The sequence below is a fragment of the Streptomyces sp. NPDC017448 genome, assembly GCF_044330565.1.
Taxonomy (GTDB): domain Bacteria; phylum Actinomycetota; class Actinomycetes; order Streptomycetales; family Streptomycetaceae; genus Streptomyces.
Map to the genome: position 1 here is coordinate 150,027 of NZ_JBIRLM010000013.1, position 18,876 is coordinate 168,902.

The window sequence follows — 18,876 nt, forward strand, 5'->3', positions numbered from 1 at the left end:
GCCGTCGGCACGTGATCACTTGATCGGGGCGGGCTTGCCATGCTTGTCGTTTTGCAAACCGAGATTCTTGCCGCCCAGCTTATTTTGAACCACACCATTACTGAAGAGTTGATACTGCTTCCCCTGAACATCCCAGGCCGTCGCGTTGAAAGTCCAAGAACTGGCCACGACTCGATTACCCGTGTAGTTGGGCGTCACCGAGTACTGAACAACATGGTTCTGCCCCGTCGCCTTTCGAACGGCCGTCTCGTAGTAGCGGAAATTCTTGTCTATTCGGTCGGTGCCGCGCACCCAGGCGTTCGACGGACGCGTACAACTGGACAGGTTCGCAGAATTACGCCCTGTACCGGAGAGCTCTCTGGAAAGCAGGTGACACGCGTTGACCCAGTACGAATCGTTAGCGTATCCCCAGTCGTTCACCGTGTCTTTGGCCCACTGGTACCCGGCCGCCTTGTCACCCACAGCCGCTGATCCCGTGTGCGAGCCCAGGTACACCTTGTCGAGGCAACTGTTCATAGTAGTGGCTCGGTTGCCGTGCGCAGTGTCAAGCTTGCCATAGTCCACCCACCCAGCACCTGCTCGGCGGCAGTCCTGCGAGTTGTCACGCCCACTGCCTGCCCCGGGGCCTGTACCGGGTGCCGGATGCGAGGTAGGCGCCTGGTCCGGCATGTACTGGTCATTGCCGGCCAGGTTCAGCATGTTTAGTGCGCCGACGACCATTTTCCAGCCATCGCCGGGCGTCCAGCCGCCGTTCTTGGGGTCCCAGTCGGGCTTGGGCGCTGGCCGAGTCGGCGCCGGCTTGGCGTTTGGCCCGCGATTGGGGTTCTGAGGAGGGCGTGGGGCGGGCGGGCGGGTGGTCACGGTTCCTTGGGGTGCCCAGTTCGTGGTCCCGGTGCGGGCGGAGCAGTTGTATGTGCAGCGGCCTCCGTTGCCCGGGCGCGTGGTGTTGGCAACCGGCCTGGTGCGTATCGGGCCCCGCGCGGTCGGTCGTACGGGTCGGCTGGTGGGCTTGGAGGGTCTGGCCGGGCGGGCCCGGCCGGCGCCGCACCGACTGCTGTTGCAGAGGTCCGCGCGGGGGTCGCGGTAGGAGGTTCTGGGTCGTGTCTTGGACTTCGACTTGGACTTGGGCCGTGTGGCTTTGCTGCCGCCTCCGCCGCCCCTGGACCCGCCGCTGCGGAGGAAGACGCTTCCGCCGCCGCAGGCGCATGCCCGGTTGTGGCCGGTGGGGTCGGTGCCGTTGACAGGGTCTGAGTTGGCGTACACGTGGCGGTTGGCCTGGGCTGCCGGGCTCGGGTCGAGGAGCCAGGTGTCCCTTGAGGCGAAGGCTCCGCTTCCCGGCTGGTACCAGCGGGCCGCCATGTTGACGTCCCCGTTGCCGGGGTCGGTCCAGCCGGACTGATAGCCGAGTGCCGGAGTGGTTCCGTTGGTCGCTGTCTTCTGGCCGAAGGGGTCGTAGGTGGTGGAACTCGTGACGGTTGTGCCGTCCGCGGAGAGGCCGGCTACCAGGTCCGTGTGCCGGTCGGTGATGGAGAACTGTGGTGTGCCGCCCTGGCTGCTGGCGAGAAGCGCGCCGTCGGGGGTTCGGGCGTAGTGGGATGTGCCGTCACTGATCAGTTGGTTGGAGCCGCCGTCGTAGGTGAACGACGTGGTGCCGCTGGTGGTGGTGCGGTCGAGCGAGTCGTAGGCATAGCTGGTCGATCCGTCGGTGATTTTCCGCTCGAACGCGTCGAAGGCGAGGGTGCGGGTGCCTCCCGTGGCTGCGGAGACAGAGGCCAGGGTGGAGCGCGGGGTGTAGGAGTACGTGGAGGCGTCGCCCGTCAGCAGGCGGTTGCGTGCGTCATAGGTCGCCTTCCGGGTTCCAGCCTTCACGCGGTTACCGGCTTCGTCCCACTCGTATGACGTGGTCGTGGAGCCGTTCGTCCAGGAGGAGAGGCGTCCCGCGTCGTCGTATGCGTAGGAGTGTGTTCCCGCGCCTGCCACCCCGGTGGTGGTCTTGCTGGTCAGCCGATCATCGAGGTCGTAGCCGTAGGTGAGGGAAGTGACTGTCTTGCCGGTGTCGGTCGCGGTCACGGCGTCGCTGGTCTGGCGCCCCAGGCTGTCGTATTCGTATGCGCGTTGGGCTCCGACCTTCCAGGACCCGTCGGTGAGTGGTTCGGCGTACTGTGCCAGCCGCGGTCGCCCGGCCTCGTCGAAATCGACCCAGGTCTGACGTCCGGTGAGGGAGTCGCTGGTCCAGTCCAAACGGCCGACTGCGTCGTAGCCGAAGGAGGTTTGAACGTCCTGGTGCCACCGGTTGGTCATGCTTCCGTCGCCGTCGTACTCGTAGCTCACGTCACCGCCGGGGCCCTTGGCCGACAGGAGAAGGCCGCGATCGTTGTAGGTGTAGGTGTTCTTCTCCAGCAGGCTCGCGGTTCCTGCGGAGACGAGTCGGCCTGCTGGATCGTAGCCGAGGGTACGGGTGACAGTGGCGGCCTCGGCTCCTGTTCCGGTCTCCTGTACGAGTCGGCCCATGCCGTCATAGACACGGTCTCTGCGGACTCCACCCGGCAGACGCTCCGTTGTGGCTTGGCCGGCCCTGTCGTAGACGGTGGTCCAGGTGCGGTCGCCCTCCGATGGGTGGGCGGCGGTGGCCGGCTCGATGGTTGACTCAGGCAGGCCCCACGAGTTGTGGGTGTAGAGAGTGATGTTGCCTCGGCCATCAGTGAGGCGGGTGCGGTTGCCGGTCGCGTCGTACCCGAAAGAGAGAGTTGTCGACTTTGTCGCCGTGGCTTTCTCGGTCTGACCGGTGATATGTCCGAGTGCGTTGAAGGTGCGCTCGGTGTGTGCCCCTTCAGGGGAACTTGTTGTCGTGTTGTTGCCGTCGAGGTCGAATGTCGCAGCCCACGACCTCAGGGGCGTAGCGCCCTTGCCGTAGTCGACGATCGCGGTCACGTTGTCCATGGAGTCGTAGGTCGTCCGGGACATGCGGCCGGTGGCGTCGGTGGTTTCGGTCGGCCGCCCCAGACGGTCGTAGGCGAAACGAGTGGTTCCGTAGGCGTCGCTGACGGTCGTGGTGTCGCCGGCGGCGTTGTAGGTGGCTGTGGTCGTGTGGCCGACGGCTGTGGTGTGGGTGGTCTGGTTGTCGGCGTCGTCCCACGTGTACCGGCTGGTGAGATTCTGCAGTGCTGGGTACCGCTCGATGGCCGTGGTGGTGAGCTCGCGGCCGAGTTCGTCGTATGTCGCCTCGGTTCTGGCGCCGGTCGGGTCGGTGACCGACAGTTGGAGGCCGGTCGGCGTCCAGGCGTAGCGTGTCGTGCCACCGTTGGGGCCCAGGTCTGTGGGCTCACCCAGGGTGACGGGCGGGTCGAGGGAAGGTGTCGTCGCAGGGGGGTCGGTCCGGCTGACGAGGTTGTCGAACTGGTCGTAGCCGTAGCGAGTTGTGCGGTCGAGCGGGTCGGACGTCGTCGCGATCCGACCTGCTGCGTCGTACGTGGTCCGGCTGGTCGCGTCGGTGATGACGGTGCCGCCGGGCGGGGTGTACGACGGCATGGTGACCGCGGTGGCCCGGCCGAGTTTGTCGAACTGCGTCCGTGTGATCGCGCCCCGTGCGTCTCTGGTCTCCGTGGGTTCGCCGAAGGCGTTGTAACCGGTGACGGTCTGCGGCCTCAAGGTAGCCGGCAGAACGTTCTTGGCCTCGACCCTGACGGGCGGACTGGTGGACGTCACGAGCCTGCCGAGAGCGTCGTACTGGTAGGACGTCGTGTAGTCCGACTTGGCAACGCCTCCCGCGTTACCACGGGGATTGACTTCTGCCTGAAGCAGACCGCGTTGGTCGAAGGACCGTGTGGTGACGTGTGTGGAGGTCCCGTCGCTGAGTGTGTCCCTCTCCGGGTTTCCGCTCGCGTCGAATTCTGTGGTGATGGTCAGCTTCTTGCCGCTGGAGTCGATCGTCGACGCCTGCTCGCTGACACGGTCGTCCTTGTCGTACTCGTACGTGGTGACGCGGTTGAGCCCGGAGGGGTCCAGGGTCTCGCGTGTCGTCCGGCTGCTGGCGTCGACCTGCCATTCGATGGTGGTCTTGCCTCCGCCAGTGGTCTGCCGGGTCAGGTTGCCCGCTCCGTCGTAGGTGTTGGACACCTGGACGATGTCACGACGCGTTCCATCGGGTTGTGAGACTGCCTTCGCGGTCTCGGTGGCCGGCAGCCCGTCATCGAAGTAGGTGTAGGCGGTGGTGGATCCCATCGCGTCAGTAGCGGTGGCAAGCTGTCCGGCCGGGTCGTAGGCGTAGGAGGCCACCACCAGGTCGCGGACCCCGCCCTCGGGGTGACCGGACCAGTCCTGGAGCACGGTCTGCGCATGCTGGCCGCGTGATGTGTAGGAGTGGCGGTAGGTACGTCCTGCCGGGTCCGTCTCGGCTACCACCCGGCCGAAGGCGTCGTGGGAGAAGGACGTCGTACGGTTCTCCGCATCGGTCACCGTGTCGTTGAGACCGTGGGCGTTGTAGTGGTAGGTAGTGCTGCGGACGGTGTCGCCGCCTGTCGTGTCCTCGGTCTTCTCGGTCAGAAGATTGCCGTCCGCGTCGAAGGTGCTGCTGACCTTTGTGGTGTGAGTTCGCCCGGTGATCTCGTTCTTCACACCCGGGCCGCTCTCCGTCACGATCCGGGACTGCTGATCGTAGGTGAACGAGGTGGTGACCCCCGCGGGGAAGGTGTCGGCAATCTGGGTTTCGCTGGTCTTTCGACCCAGTCCGTCGTAGGTGTACTTGACGACGAGGCCGGACGGAGACTTGGACTCGCTCAGATCGCCGTTGGCGAAGTAGGAGTGGACGGTCACCGCACCGGCAGGCGTGGTCTCGGACGCCACCAGGCCGGCCGGGACGGTTCCGCCGCCCACAGCCGGCTCGGTGCCGACCGTGTACGCGAGCTTCGCCGTGCGGCCGTCCGGCAGGGTGGTGCTGTCGGGGAGCCCCTGAGGCGTGTAGGTCTGAGCGGTCAGATAGCGCGAATCCCGGGGTCCGGTGGAGCGGGCGTCCCTCATCTCCACCGGTCGGTCATTGCGGGGGTCCAGCTCATCGGCCTTGTTCTCGTAGTACTCGGTGAACGAGGTCCAGCATGAATTCGCGTCTCTGCAGGTCGTCGTGGTGACTGTGTTGCCGCGCTCGTCCTGACCTGTGATGGTGGCATGGCCGTTCGGATCGGTCACGGTGTGCAGAAAGCCACCACTGTCGTACCGATACGTGGTCGTTCCACCATCAGCATCGGTCACCGAGGTCGGCCGCATACCTCTCAGAGAGTCATAAGGGGTGCTCACGAGCTTTCCCGCGGGGTCGGTAACGCTGACCGTGGAGGTGAGCGCCGAAAGGGCCGAGCGCTCACGGGTCGCGAAGTGGTCCGCCACCTGGTCAGCCGTCAGTGCATGTGTGTAGAGGGCTGCTTCGTCGATCTGGCCGGTGAAGTGGTAGGTGCCGCTGGGCACGCCCATCCAACCGGAACTGGCGAAGCCCGCTCCGAGGTGTGCGTAGGCCAATCCCTGTTCAGAGATGGTTCCCGGCAAGGTTCCGATCAGCTCGCCGTCCAGGTAGAGGGATTGCGTGGTGCGAGCGCCGGTGAGAACCGCGTGGTGCCATTTCCCGTCGGTGACGGTTCTAGAGGAGGTGATGGGGTTGGCTCCGGGGCTTCCCGTCAGGTACCACTGCCCTCGAAGTTTTCCGGCGGCGTCGACGTTGAGGGCCGGCCTCCATGACGTGGGTGTGTCACCGAGCTTGGTGTTCTGGAAGCCGAGCAGCACACCGGACTTGGTTGTTCTGAACCAGAGCTCTGCGGTGAGGTCGGTGGTACCGGCTATGACTCTGCCGGGGATCGAGACAGCGCCGTTGCCCGAGAGCTGCACGGCCTGTCCGTCTCCTGTGCCGAAGATTCCCGTCGCGCCGGATGCGGCATTCACGTAGGTGCCGTTCCCATCCGATGCGGCAGCCCGGCTGACAGCGGTGGACGCTCCGCTGTCCTCGTCCAGGGGCCAGTACGCCGCGGGGGAGTCGCCCACGACTTCCCCGCGGTAGTGCGCGCTGTCGCCCGAGATGAGTGCGGTGCGTGCGGCGAAGTGCTTCTTCACCGTATCCATCGACATGGTGTGCTCATACAGCGCCACCTCGTCGATCTGGCCGGTGAAGTGGTAGGTGCCGCTGGGCACGCCCATCCAGCCGGAACTGGCGTATCCGGCGCCCAGGTAGGCGTAGGGGCGTCCCTGATCGGAAATGGTTCCCGTCTTCGAACCGACGAGGGCCCCGTCCAGGTAGAGGAACTGCTTGTTGCCGGCTCCGGTGAGTACGACGTGGTGCCACTGGTTGTCGGTCACCGACTGGGTTGAGGTGATCGGATCGGCGCCGAGGTTTCCGGACAGGTACCACTCGCCTCGGAGCTTGCCGTTCCCATCGATGTTCAGCACCGGCCGCCAGGATGTGGGGACCTCTCCGAGTTCGGCATTCTGCAGCCCGAGGAGGACGCCCTGCTTGGCGGTCTTGAACCACATTTCCACGGTGGGTGTGGTGGGGCTGGTGGGCAAGTCGTTGGGGAGCTGAACGAAAGAATCGGAGCTTCCGTCCAGGGAGATGGCGGTGTCATCGGCCTCGGCGAAAACCCCGGGATCGCCGAGGCGCGCCCCGTCCCCGTAGGAGGCTTCGGAGGCATCACCGGCGGCACTGGTCGCCCTCGACCCTGAACGTTCTCCGAGCCGCCAGTAGCCCTCGGGAGCGTCCGCTCTGACCTCGTCGGCATACGCGGCCGATCCAGCGGAGTAGGTGGGCGCCGAGACCTTCCAGGTCCCACCGTTCTGGTCGGTGTGTTCGGTGAGACGGCCGCTGACGTTGTCGTAGCTCGCCTCGGCGTGGGTTCTCCCGGATGGCAGCGTCACCTTGGTGATGCGGCCGCTGGTCGCGCGAGCTGTGTAGTGATCGTTGACCGTGGCGGCATCCAAGGGACGGCTGTAGATGGCGGCCTCGTCCAGGCTGCCCTTGAAGTGATGGGTGGCAGCTGCTGTGCCCATCCATCCTTCGTTGCCCCAGCCCGCCCCGAGAAAGGCTCGCTGGTCCTCGCGCATGCTGACCGTACCGGTCAGAGTCCCAACTCTGGAGCCATCCAGGTAGAGAGTCTGCTTGGTTCCCTCACTGGTGAGAACGGCATGGTGCCATGCGTTATCGGTGACGATCGCGGACGACGTGATAGGCCGAGTTCCAGCATGTTCGACCGTGTAGAACTGGCCACGCAACTTCCCCGCGTTGTCCACACTGAGAAACGGACTGTACCGGGTGGGCTTCTCACCGATCTCAGCATCCTGAAGGGTGCCAAGTACGCCGGGCGTCGTGGTTTTGAACCAGAGTTCGACAGAGAGAACGTCGCTCGATTCCAGTGCACCGACAGGCAACTCGACCACGGAATCCGTGCCGTCGAAGGAGCCGGCCGTGTCCGTAGTACCGGACAACGCGGGTCCGGCTCCCAGAGTGACATCTCGGTAGAGCGCGTCATGCAGACCGGACCGAGAAGGCGAATGGCTGTGGGCCGTTGAACCTTCTTGCTCACCGAGAGGCCAGTACGAGACAGGGCCGGCGTCCAGAACCATGCTGCGGTACAGCGAGCCCTCTTCGTAGTCGTAGACCGTGCACTCAGTGGAGGTGGCTGGTGGGCATACCTTCGTCAGGCGGTCGCCGGAATAGCTGTACGTCCAGGTCAAGCCAGGTGTCGCGGGGCCCACTGCATGAGTGGACACCGAGCTGACATGCCCATTGCTCCAAGTGAAGTTCAGCGTCCGGCCGGAGAGCCTGTCGGTGACCGTAGTCAGGTGCTGCGTGCCTGTGCCCGCATAGGCCAGAGTCTGTGTGCGGCCTGCTCCATCGGTGATTGAGGAGAGCAACCCGGAGGTGTTAAACCGATAGGCCGTGCCGGACCGTTGCCGGAGCGTCCAGCCCGAGGCATCGGCTCTGAGGTCCATGGTGGTACCGGTAGGGCCCGTAAGGCTCCCGTTCGGGTTACGGCCGAAACGCACCTGTGAGCCGTCCGCCATGGTGATGAGGACAGTGTTGCTCAAGGGTTCCTGGACCAATCGCGCGTCCCAGCGTGTTGCCCAGCCTGCTCCGAAGGCGTTGGTTCTGCGAGGGTCGAGGGAGTTGTAGGTCCGGGTCACCGACAGTTCCGGCCCCACGGTGGGGATGGCGGCGTCGGTGGAGGCTGTCACGTAGTTCCCGGACCGTGAACCGATTTCTCCCGTGCCATCGGCTCCGCCGAGATGGCTCGTGACTGCCGGCTGGGGCACTGCGGTGCTGAGAAACGCAGGGCGTGGTTCAGGGGACGTCGCGCTTCCGTCGTAGACATAGGCGTACCACGCGTAGTTCTTCCCCCACGCAAGCCAGCCCTCTGGAACGGTCCATTGCTGTCTCTCGCTCCGAGGGCCTTTACGGCAGTTCTTACGCGCGTTGTCGCCCTCAACCTCGCAGATTTCGAACGTGTAGCCCAGCGCGGCTCTCGGGTACCGGTCCACGTCTTTCCCCTGTGCCCAGAGCGCTGGGGTAAGCGAGTCCACCTGCGTGCCGCTCGGAGGAGACTCAGCAGTGAGAACGGGCGGTATGTTCACAGCAGAGAGCTGGACGGCGGCTCCTGGAACACCGGCCGAGGTGAAGCGGCTGACGCCGAGGTCGGTCATGGTCCATTCGACGGTGTACGAGGCGGGAGTCAGCGGAGCGATCTTGGCGTCCACCGTGACGCTCGCCCCGGGCGCGACCGCGCTCGGCATCTCCGTGTACGCGATCTTCGCGCTGTCGGTGATCTCGGTGCCCGCTGCGTTGTACAGGTTGTAGCGCAGTTTGTAGTTGCCGCCCTTGGGCCAGGTCGCCTGTCCCCGGTTGGTGAGCGTGATCTTCATCGAGCCCTGGGTGGTGGCGGTGACGGGAGCGGTGAAGTCCCCGAGTCCGTAGGTAGCCCCGTAGGGCGTCCAGGTGACGTCCAGGCTCGGCTTGCCGTTGGGGTAGTCATCCGATCCGAACTGCTTCCAGCCCTTGGAGTCGGACGTCGACGCCTTCACGGCCAGTCCGTAGTTCTTCTTCCGGCCGTGCGTCCAGTCGTCCACCAGCTTGCGTCCGGCCGAACCCAGTTTGATCGACTCCCACTTGGCGCCGCCGCAGGGATAGGCGGTCTGACCCGCCGGCCGCCAGCCGTGCGCGAAGCTCTTGGAAGCAAGAGCCGAACCCGTGGACGGCCCGGGGTACTTCGTCGTGGTCGACTCGGCCCAGTTCGAGGTGATGGGGTGGACCGTCACCGGACGGGCGGTGCAGGAGTAGGAGTAGGTGTTGTAGAGGGCCAGCCCGGCGTTGACCACCCAGGCATTCTTGAGCGTGGACTCCAGTCCGGAGAATCGCAGGAACGCGGCAGCCTTGTGCCCGCCACCATCGTAGGTGCCGGCCTTGAGGACCGTGTCACTGGAGAAGTTCTGGTTGTACGGGGACTGCACGTAGGTACCGGAGGTCGCCGCGACGGACTTCAGCGAGGGGTCCACCCGGACCGGGAACACCCGGTCGGGAGCATGGAGCCACTCCTCGTCCAGATCGACCACCAGAACCTGGCCGCCGGCCTCCTCCACGAGGCTGAACCGCACCCCTGAGGAGATCTCTCCCTGACCGGAGTTGTCCTCGCGCCGGGAGTCCTCCATCCAGCCGCCGGGCATCCACGCCTGTTCGACGCCCTCGTCGTCGGTGAACGACACCCCGCCGTGGCCGGCGATGCTCGCGGTGAGCCCCTGGACGTGGAGCGGGAAACGCCAGCGCGACGGCGCGTCCTTGCTCCGCAGGACCATCGTCTCCTTGAGCGACCCGCTCCCCGCGACGAACTCCAGGTCGGCGTCCTCCTGCACCTCCGAATAGGTGATGACACTGCCGGACACCTGCCCGCCGGACGGCCGGGCGTTCTCGACGCCGTAGCCCACCGACAACTGGTCGTCCAGGTCCATCCGCACCACGGGGCCGGCCGCCGCGTCCGGGGCGAAGGTCAGCGGCGCCTCGGTGGACCTGGTCTGCCAGCCCGCGTCCTCGTCACTGCCGCTCATGGTCCGCGGCCCGGTGCCCTCGGCGGGCACGAGAGAGGAGTCGGTCTTCTGCCAGGTGCCTTTTTCGGTGAGGAAGTTGACTGGCTCGTTGTAGAAGCGGGTGGTGTAAGTCCCGTCCTCGTTGCGGAAGGTGGACTCGCGCTCCTTGCGCGCGTTCTCCACCTCGACGCTGCGTTCCGCATTGAATCCAGGAGGGGTGGCGGGGCGGGGGCTTTCGATCTCTTCGGCACGCCCTGGCGCTGGGAGCTCTGTTTGTGGATTCAGCTGCTCTACGGACGAGGCACTTTCGGCGGGCAGCTCTCCGGGCAGGGCCACCGCCCCGCCGCGACCTCCGGTGGCGGTTGCGTCAGTAGCACTGCTGGGTGCGCGATGACTCATGCCCGCGGCGGATCCCCATGCCTGGTCCGGCCTGTCTCCGGGCCCCGCCTGTGCGGCACCTGCAAGGTCGAAGGCCCTCGCCGCCTGCTCCGTGCCGATGAGCGATGTCATCGTGAGGGCAGCAGCAAACGCCAGCGAACGCACAGCACGCACAGAAAACTCCCACAAGTGTGATGAAGGTATGGAGAGATTTACGAGAGCTGAATGCGAAGTCGCAAGAGGCCTCTGGGATCTGTGATGATCTTGTGACGGAGGATCTGGTGCGACCGTAGTGCGCTTGCGAATGACCTATGTCGCAGTGTGCGGTGAATAGTGCGGCGGCCGGGTAGCTCCGGGGCCTTCGCTGTATGACGAGGAGGCGGATGAGCGCCGCAGATGTGTCGGAGAGTCAGGCGTCTGGTCGTGCGAGAGCGGGCACTGTCAGGTGACGGTCAAGTCTGGCTGAGCTTGGGCAGGGGTCGTGACCGGCTGAGCTTTTGCTGCGCTGTTGTCGGCTCTGAGTGGCCGCGCGCTGCCTTCGTCTGGGCGGGGGATCAGGGCAACTTCGTGCCGTGCGTTCAAGGTTAGGGGGCTGACGAGGGCAATGAGGCCACCCGCCCCTGCGCGCGCCGCCCAGGGCTCCTATCGCCGAAGCCGAGGCGAGGGCTATCCTCGGGGTTGCCTTAACGGAGTTTCGTGGAGTCGAGGGCAAGCAACCTAGACAACTGTGGGGCATGCTTCCCGGCACCTCCGATGGCCTCTTCGACCTGCACGTCGTGTCCGAACTGGCGGAGCGGGATCCTGCCTTTTATCGGCCACCCTGGAGCACATGCGGGCTGCCGGCCGACAGCACCCCCTCGGGGGCGATCATGCGGTGAAACCGCTGCTGAATCGGTACGTACAGAAATGAGGAACAGCCGGGTCCGGCGTTCTGACGGAGATCGTCATGTACGTCCGTGTGGCATCGTTCTGACGGGCTGCGGACGGATTCCGGGGGGAAGGTCGGCACGGCCGCGCCGCTCGTGCAGAATGTGGCACATGCCCGACCACCTCGAACTCGAACTCGCCGGTGCCGCGGTCCGCGTGGAACTCGCTGGCGTCGGAGAACCGGCCCCCGCACTCGCGCCAGCCGCCTCCTCCGAAGGCGCCGCAGACCTGCCGGAAGGCTTCGGCGCTGTCATCCCCGTGGCCCGCGGCCGACGGGCCGCCGTGCTCGCCCAGGACGTGCTCCAGTCCGCCTTGCGGCCGCTCGGCCCGTTGCTCGAAGAGGTCCACACCGCGGTCACCGCTACCGCGCACCCGCCCCAGGAGCTGACGGTCGAGTTCGGTATCCAGATCGGCCAGGACCTCAAGCTCGGGATCGTCGGCGCCAACGGCCAGGCGACCATGACCGTCAGCGCCACCTGGCAGAACCAGGGCACCGGCGACGCCTCCCCGGCGTAGCCGATGGGTTGGTTCAGCCGTCCGGCAGCGCCGAGCTCCTACGCCGCGCTGCTTCGCGAGGGCGACAGAAAGGCGGCCGGAGCTGCCGCGCTCCTCTCGCCGAACTACCTGCTGACCTGCGCACACGTTGTCAATGACGCGGTGGGGCGGGACCTGCTCTGCGCCGAACGCCCCACCGGCGAGGAATTCCTGAGAATCGCCTTCCACGGCTCTGGCGGGACCTCTCAGTACGGCTGGGCCCGGCTGTCGGTCTGGGTGGGGCCCGAGCCACGGTCGGGCGACGTCGTGTGGGACGGCGATCTGGCAGTGCTCGAGCTGAAGGAGACGGCCCCCGAGTGGGCCACCCCCGTGGTCTGGCGGGACATGACCGAGGGGCTGGAACTCCGCGCCTGGCACGGCGGCGGTGTCGGCATCACCTACGCCGACACCGTGGTTGGCTTCCGGGACGGCCCCGGCTGCTATCTCGACGGCTCCCTGACCGGCGCCGCCATCGGTCCCGGCTACAGCGGAGGCCCACTGCGGGTGAAGTCCGACCGAACCGTTGCCGGGCTCGTCATCGCCCAGGTGATGCCAGGCCAGGACCCGTTGCGGGCGCAGGAGACCGTCCGGCGCAGCTGGGCCGTGCCCTGGCAGACGGTACGGGAGCGCCTAGCCCGCGCGGGCGCACACGACATCCTCGCCGGATGCGAGGTCGTCGCACCGGATCGCATCGCTCGTACGGGACCGACCGAGGACTCCGTACACCAGATAGTCCCGCTGCTGCGGGCCCTCCTGGACGACACGGCGCGCCGCGCCGACCACTGCAGGCACCTCGCCGCTGGCCTCGGCCTGGAGACGCCCTTCGGCGGCGAGCAGCCGGCGCCCACCCTGGACGAGCTGGCCAGGCTGCTGCTCACCGAGGAACGTGCACTGGCCACCCTTACGGAGTCGCTGACTCCCGTGGTCGGCGGCGACCGCACAACGCTGAACGGCCTGCTGGCACTCGGCCGCGTCGAACCTGCCGTCCGGCTGCTCTCCGTCACCGAACACGAGCAGCTGCACACCGCCCTGCTCAGGGTCGCCCGGGACGAGCCGGAGCTGATCCCGCGCGCGGCGCAGGAGGCCCTGCGGCTCCTGGAGCTCCCGGAAGCGCTGACGCGCTCTCCTCGCCTGGCGGTGAAGGACGTCGACGCCGTCGTACAGGCGCTGGAGGAGTACCCGGACGGGCGCGGCACCACGACCGGCTCCCTGCCTGTCCCCGCGCTGCTCCGCCTCGCTGAGTTCGTGGCTTCCGCCGCCACCGACCCGGATCGACGGTGGCGGCTGCGAGCCTGGTGCGAACGTGTCGCCGGACGCCTGGGCATCAGCGTTGCCGCGCTCGCGGAACGCCGCGCGGATGCCGAGGCCTGGGCCGCCCGCACCCCCGCGCCCGTTACGCAGGTCATCGTGCGGCTGCACCGGGCGGGAACCGCCGAACCGGACCGCTTCCTGTGCGAGATCTGGCTCGGCCATAAGGACGGCGGGCGCACGGCGGTGGCCACCCCGGAAGACCCGATGGAGCCGGGGGAGATCGGGCGGCTGATACGTCAGACGGCGGACGGCAGCGAGACGGCGAACGGCCACGCTCCGACGCGCATCGACGTGGTGGTGAAGGCCGACGGACTGAACATCCCCGTCGACGAGTGGGATGCGGGCAGCATACTGGGGGATCTCTTCCCCGACCTCGCCGAACCGAGCACGCCGCTGGGCGGCCGCTACCAGGTCACGCTGCGCTGCCCAGCCTTGACCGGCAGTGTCCCCACGGCGGCGAGCGAGATGCGCAGGCGTTGGGCCGTCGGGGGCGACGGGACACTCGTCGTCGACGAGTCGTCCCACGACATCATGAGCCTGCACAAACTCTTGGACAAACCCCACCGCGACACGGCGCGGGTCGTCCTCCACGGGCCGCCGGAGCGACGGCAGCAACTCCTCCACGTGTGTCTGGCCATGGGAGTGCCTGTCGTGCTGTGGGACCGAAATGCCGGGTCGCACGAGGACGCGCCCCGGATGGACATCCTCGACCCCACCGGCCCCCTTGACAAGCTCCCGCTACGACTTCAGGAATTCCGAATGTCGCAGTACGCCGCCTCGACCTCGGACGAGGCTGCGCGACCGGCCCTCATCTGGGAGGAAGGCGAACTAGCGCTGCCAGGACCGCTGAAGCTGGCCGACCCGTCATGACGCACCACACCCACCGAACTCCCGCACCATGAAGAAGGACGGACACCTGATGACGGCCCACGAACCCCACGGGCAGCAGGACACGGCCGAGGACGGGCAGGACGCCGACTGGCGGCTGTTCAAGGGCGACGGCCGCGCGAAGACCATCACCTTCCCCGAGGCCCCGCCCTGGCGGCGGTTCGGCGGCGACGCGGACAGGGAGACCGACACCTCCCACCGCAACCGGCCTTATCTGATCGGTGCCCAGGAAGCGGACGTCGTCAACGCCGCACTGCTGCTCCGCCGACCGCTCCTTGTCACCGGACACCCCGGGACAGGCAAGTCGTCCCTGGCGTACGCCGTGGCCCACGAGCTATCCCTCGGTTCCGTCCTCCACTGGCCGGTCAACAGCCGCACCACACTCCAGGAAGCGCTGTACCGCTACGACGCCATCGGCAGGCTCCGCGAGACCAACATGAGCCGCGAACCCCACGGTGGTGACAGGTCCACGCCGCTGGACCCGGGCATCGGCTCGTACTTGCGGCTCGGCCCGCTCGGCACCGCCCTGGTGGCATCGGAGTTGCCGCGCGTGCTCCTCGTCGACGAACTCGACAAGGGCGACATCGACCTGCCGAACGACCTCCTGAATGTCTTCGAGGAAGGTGAGTTCGAGATCCCCGAGCTCGCCCGGCTCCGTGAGGAACAGTCCTCGGTACGCGTGATGACCGCCGACTCCGGCCAGTGGACCGAGGTTGTCCGTGGCCGCGTCCGCTGCTCCGAGTTCCCCGTTGTCATCATCACCAGCAACGGCGAACGGGACTTCCCGCCCGCCTTCCTGCGCCGCTGCGTCCGCCTCGACCTCCCAGAACCGGACGAAAACCGACTGCGCGCCATCATCTCCGCCCACCTCGACCCGCAGGGCGGCTCCGAAGTCCACGGCACGCCCAAGATCGACGACCTGATGCGTGCCTTCCTCGCCCGCAGGGCGCGCGGTGAGCTCGCGACGGACCAGCTCCTCAACGCCGCGTTCCTCCGGCGCGGAGGCGTCGAACTCGACGCGGACGGACTGCTGGACGCCGTTCTGCACCGGCTCGCGCGCACCCTGTGACCGGGCGGCTCATGCTGCACCGGGTGCGCGACATCCTGTCCGGCGATGGCGAGCTCCTCGATGCCGAGGAGCTCCGCGACGCGCTGTGGCTTGCGGCCCGGTTGCCCCCGGCGGCGGCCACGGCGATGGCACGGCTGACCCAGGCCGCTGAGCCCGCCGCCGAGGCAACGACCCCGGTCGAGTCCGCTGCCGCGCCGTCGTTCGAGGGCTGGGACGAGCATCGGGACCCGCCCCCGAACGACCACCGGAACGAGACAACCCCCGGCGCCACGGCCCTCGGCGGCGCAGCGCGTACCTTGCAGGACGGGCTGCACGCAGCTCCCGTGCCGCCGAGTCAGGTCGTTGCCTCCGACCGATCCGCAGTGGCCGTACGCGCGCCGGGAATGAAGGCCCTTGACGGTACGGAGCTCCGGATCGGTCGAGCCCTGCGCCCCCTGCGACAGCCTCGTCCCGACGCGCTGCGCACTGAACTCGACATCGACGCGACGGTCTCCGCCATGGCCGAGACCGGCCTCCCCGACGCCGTGCTCCGCCCCGCACGGACCCGCTGGCTCGACCTGGCGGTCCTCGTCGACGACGGCGTCTCGATGCTCCTGTGGCAGCGGCTCGCGGGCGAGGTCCGTGCCCTGATGGAGCGGTGCGGTGCCTTCCGGGACGTACGCCTCCACGGCCTCGACAGCCGCACGCCCGGCGGTCCCCGGCTGACCGGCCGCCCGTACGGCGGGCGCGACCGGGCGCGTCCGATGTCCACGATCCTCGACCCCTCCGGCAACACCCTGCTTTTCGTCGTGAGCGACGGCGTCGGACGGGCCTGGCGGGACGGGACGATGCACCGAGAACTCGACCGCGCCGGGTCGACGGGACCCGTGGCTGTCCTCCACGCGCTCCCGCCGCGGCTCTGGGCGGGCTCGGGCATCGACGCGCGGCCCTGGCGCGTGACGACCCGCCGCAGGGGAGCGGCCAACCGGTCCTGGCACGTCGAGGACCCCGTCCTGCCGCCGGAACTGGCTCCCTACGACGGCGTCCCGGTCCCGGTGCTCTCCGCGGAGGGAAGTGACATCGGTACCTGGGCCCAGCTCATCGGCTCCCCCGGAGAGACCGTGGTGCTCCCGCTCCTGACCGGTCCGGACACGCTTGCCCCCGCCGTCGGCCCACGGGCGTTCACCCGGCCCGCCGGGTTCGTCGCGGCGGAGGAGGCCGTGCTGCGGTTCAAGGCCTCGGCATCCTCGGAGGCGTACCGCCTCGCGGCGCACCTGGCGGCCGTGGCACCGCTTCCCGTCCCGGCGATGCGGCTCGTCCAGCATGCCGTGCAGCCGTCCGTTGACACAGTCCACCTGGCGGAGGTCTTCCTCGGCGGCCTCATGCACGGCGTCGACGGCTCCGCCGACCTCCCCCACCAGAAGACCTTCGACTTCACCGAGGACATCCGCGCGGTTCTGCTGGGCACGGTGCCGCCCTCCGAACTGGTCAGGACGGCACAGGAGGTCACGGCCCATCTCAGCGGACTCCCGAACGCGTCGACGGGATTCCCGGCCTGGCTTCCCCACTCCGAGGGCCCGGAGAGGGTCAGATCCGGTAGCCGCAGGCCCTTCGGCTGGGTCGACGAGACCCTCCGGCGCAGGCTCGGTATCGCCCCACTCTCCCCACCGGAAACGGAATCCGCACCCGAACCGCTCAGCCCGCACGTCGAGCTCCGGGAGCTCCCGGACGGCTTCGTCTTCGACGAGGAGCTGACAGGATGGCGCCGGCTGGCCGTCGCCGACCGTCGCTTCGAAGGCCCGGACGGCCTACCGTACGAGGTGTTCGCCGAGCACCAAGGGGGCTGGTCGGACATCGGGCTGCTCCTGGCCCACGACGGCGAGGGCCGGGTGCTCGTCATCCGCACACCCGAGGTGCACAACCACCGGCACGCTGTCGACCTCGTGAGGACCGAGGTGACGGCGCTGCAGCGGCTCGACGGCTTCTTCGCGCCGCGACTCCTGGCCTGGGACGCCCACCGCCTCCGGCCCTGGCTCGCGGTCGAATGCGCGCTGGACGGAGCCTCGCTGGCACCGAACCTGCATGATTTCGTAGGGCAGGAGGGCACCCTGCACCGGGCGGGTCTGCTGGAGGTCGCTCGCCAGCTCGCGGCGAGCCTCGCCAACGCCCACGAGAACGGCCTCGTCCATGGCTCGCTCACCCGCCGCCGCGTGCTGGTGGCGGGGCGGAAGATGCGGATCACCGGGTGGATGACCGCTTCCGTGGATGGCATGTCCAGTCCGCACTGGGACGCGTACGCGCCACGCCCCCAGGACCGTGCCCCGGAGCTGGATTTGCCCGGCAGTGAACCGACCCGCGAGTCCGACGTGTATGCGCTCGGTGTCATCCTCCTGGACGCAGCGACGGGCGAGGGACGGGAGGAGCGTCTCCCCGAAGCCACGTTGGTGCTGCCCGCCGGCCTGGTCTCTGCCGACTGGACGGCGATCCTGGAGGCATGCACGCGGAGAGATCCCGCGCAGCGGCCGTCTGCGGCCAGGCTGCATCGTGCCCTCGACTCCCTCGCGCTTCAGAGGCCCGGGGGCAGCCAGCCCATGCGGGTCTCCCTCGGACTTGACCCCGGCCTGGAGCCGGTGGGGCTGGACCTGGAGAGCGAACACCGCGGTGGCCAGGGCCCCCACCTCCTGCTCTGTGGACTTCCGGCCACAATCCGCAGGAGCATTCTACGCCGCGTGCTGGACCAGCTGACGCGGCAGAACCCGACGGGTCTCGGGCTAGTCCGCGCTGACTACGACGGACGCAGCGGGCTCAACCGCTTCGAGGACGTTGTGCCGGGTGCTTCGTTCCTCCGCCTGCACGACCACCCGGCACACGCCCTCTCGTTCTGCAAGAAGCTCCGACAGGAAGTCACGAAGCGCTGGAACATGCTAGGGAGGAACAACGACGGTTTGGACTTCGGGGCTCTCGCAAATGACGCGGAAGAGTATGGCATCCCACACGTTCTGCGGCGCCTCATCGTCGTTGTGGAGGACTTCCAGAAGGTGCTGCTGCTGGCGCCAGAAGTGTTCACGGTGCTGAGACAGGTTGCAGTGGAAGGGCCACGGCTCGGCATGCATCTCATCGTCAGCACCGACGACACGGACGTAGGCATGATTGCGCGGGTATTCGAAAAGGGGAAGCTCGCACGCATCGATTTGCGGGACCAGCGGTGGCAAGGCAAGCAACTGGCGACACCCCCGACGGCGGAGGTAGCCCTGGAGCTTCCGTCTGCGGGCGGGTCGGTGTTTTTCCGCGCAGGAGTGGAGGACACCGACCTGCCCCTGCCAAGGACCTGACGAAGACAATCGATCAATGCGACACTCCGCAGTTCCACATGCGGCTTCCAGTCACCATCGTTCCGAGCCGTAGCAGGGGCATCGGTGCCGCGGTCCGCGCGCGTCTCGCGGTCGACGGCCGTGACATCGGCACGGGATTTCGCTCGCATGAGGCGGCCGCCGAAGAGGTCGCCACCGCTGTCATCGTCGCCGGGCACAGATGCCTGACCGTTCGTGTTGACACCGTCGGCGAGAACGATGTCGACAGGCGTTCGACGTGGCAGGGCAGGATAGCTTGGGGTTGTCTTAACGGAGTTTGGTGGAGTCGAGGGTCACCAACTTAGACAACTTCGGGTATGCCGGTTTCGGGCATGCACCCGCCCGCCGTTAGAGGAGCCTTCACTGAGGGCCGGAAACAGGGCGCGCTCGGCGACC

Annotated in this window: 5 protein-coding genes; 4 read left to right on the forward strand and 1 reads right to left on the reverse strand. The window is 67.5% G+C overall.

All coding sequences use genetic code 11. The features are described from left to right. Positions 1-15: 15 nt before the first annotated feature. The gene (locus ACH4K1_RS22005) at positions 16-10,596 is read right to left on the reverse strand and encodes a LamG-like jellyroll fold domain-containing protein (RefSeq protein ID WP_398090963.1); all 10,581 of its coding nucleotides are present in this window, start codon (positions 10,594-10,596) and stop codon (positions 16-18) included. 864 nt (positions 10,597-11,460) lie between these two features. Here ACH4K1_RS22005 and ACH4K1_RS22010 point away from each other — a divergent pair. Genes ACH4K1_RS22010 through ACH4K1_RS22025 form a run of 4 tightly spaced genes read left to right on the forward strand, consistent with a single transcriptional unit; the run spans position 11,461 to position 18,462 of the window. After that, complete coding sequence (locus ACH4K1_RS22010) at positions 11,461-11,865, forward strand: CU044_2847 family protein (protein WP_367509089.1); 405 nt, start codon at positions 11,461-11,463, stop codon at positions 11,863-11,865. A 3-nt stretch (positions 11,866-11,868) separates the two neighbouring features. After that, a complete protein-coding gene (locus ACH4K1_RS22015; RefSeq protein WP_398090964.1) occupies positions 11,869-14,064 on the forward strand; it encodes a hypothetical protein in 2,196 nt (731 codons plus the stop codon). A gap of 49 nt (positions 14,065-14,113) precedes the next feature. Then, positions 14,114-15,151 (forward strand): AAA family ATPase, encoded by a 1,038-nt coding sequence (locus tag ACH4K1_RS22020; protein WP_398090994.1) that lies wholly within the window; start codon positions 14,114-14,116, stop codon positions 15,149-15,151. Positions 15,152-15,174: 23 nt separating this feature from the next. Further along, on the forward strand, positions 15,175-18,462 hold the full coding sequence (locus ACH4K1_RS22025) for an SAV_2336 N-terminal domain-related protein (RefSeq protein WP_398090965.1): 3,288 nt from the start codon (positions 15,175-15,177) through the stop codon (positions 18,460-18,462). Positions 18,463-18,876 lie beyond the last annotated feature (414 nt).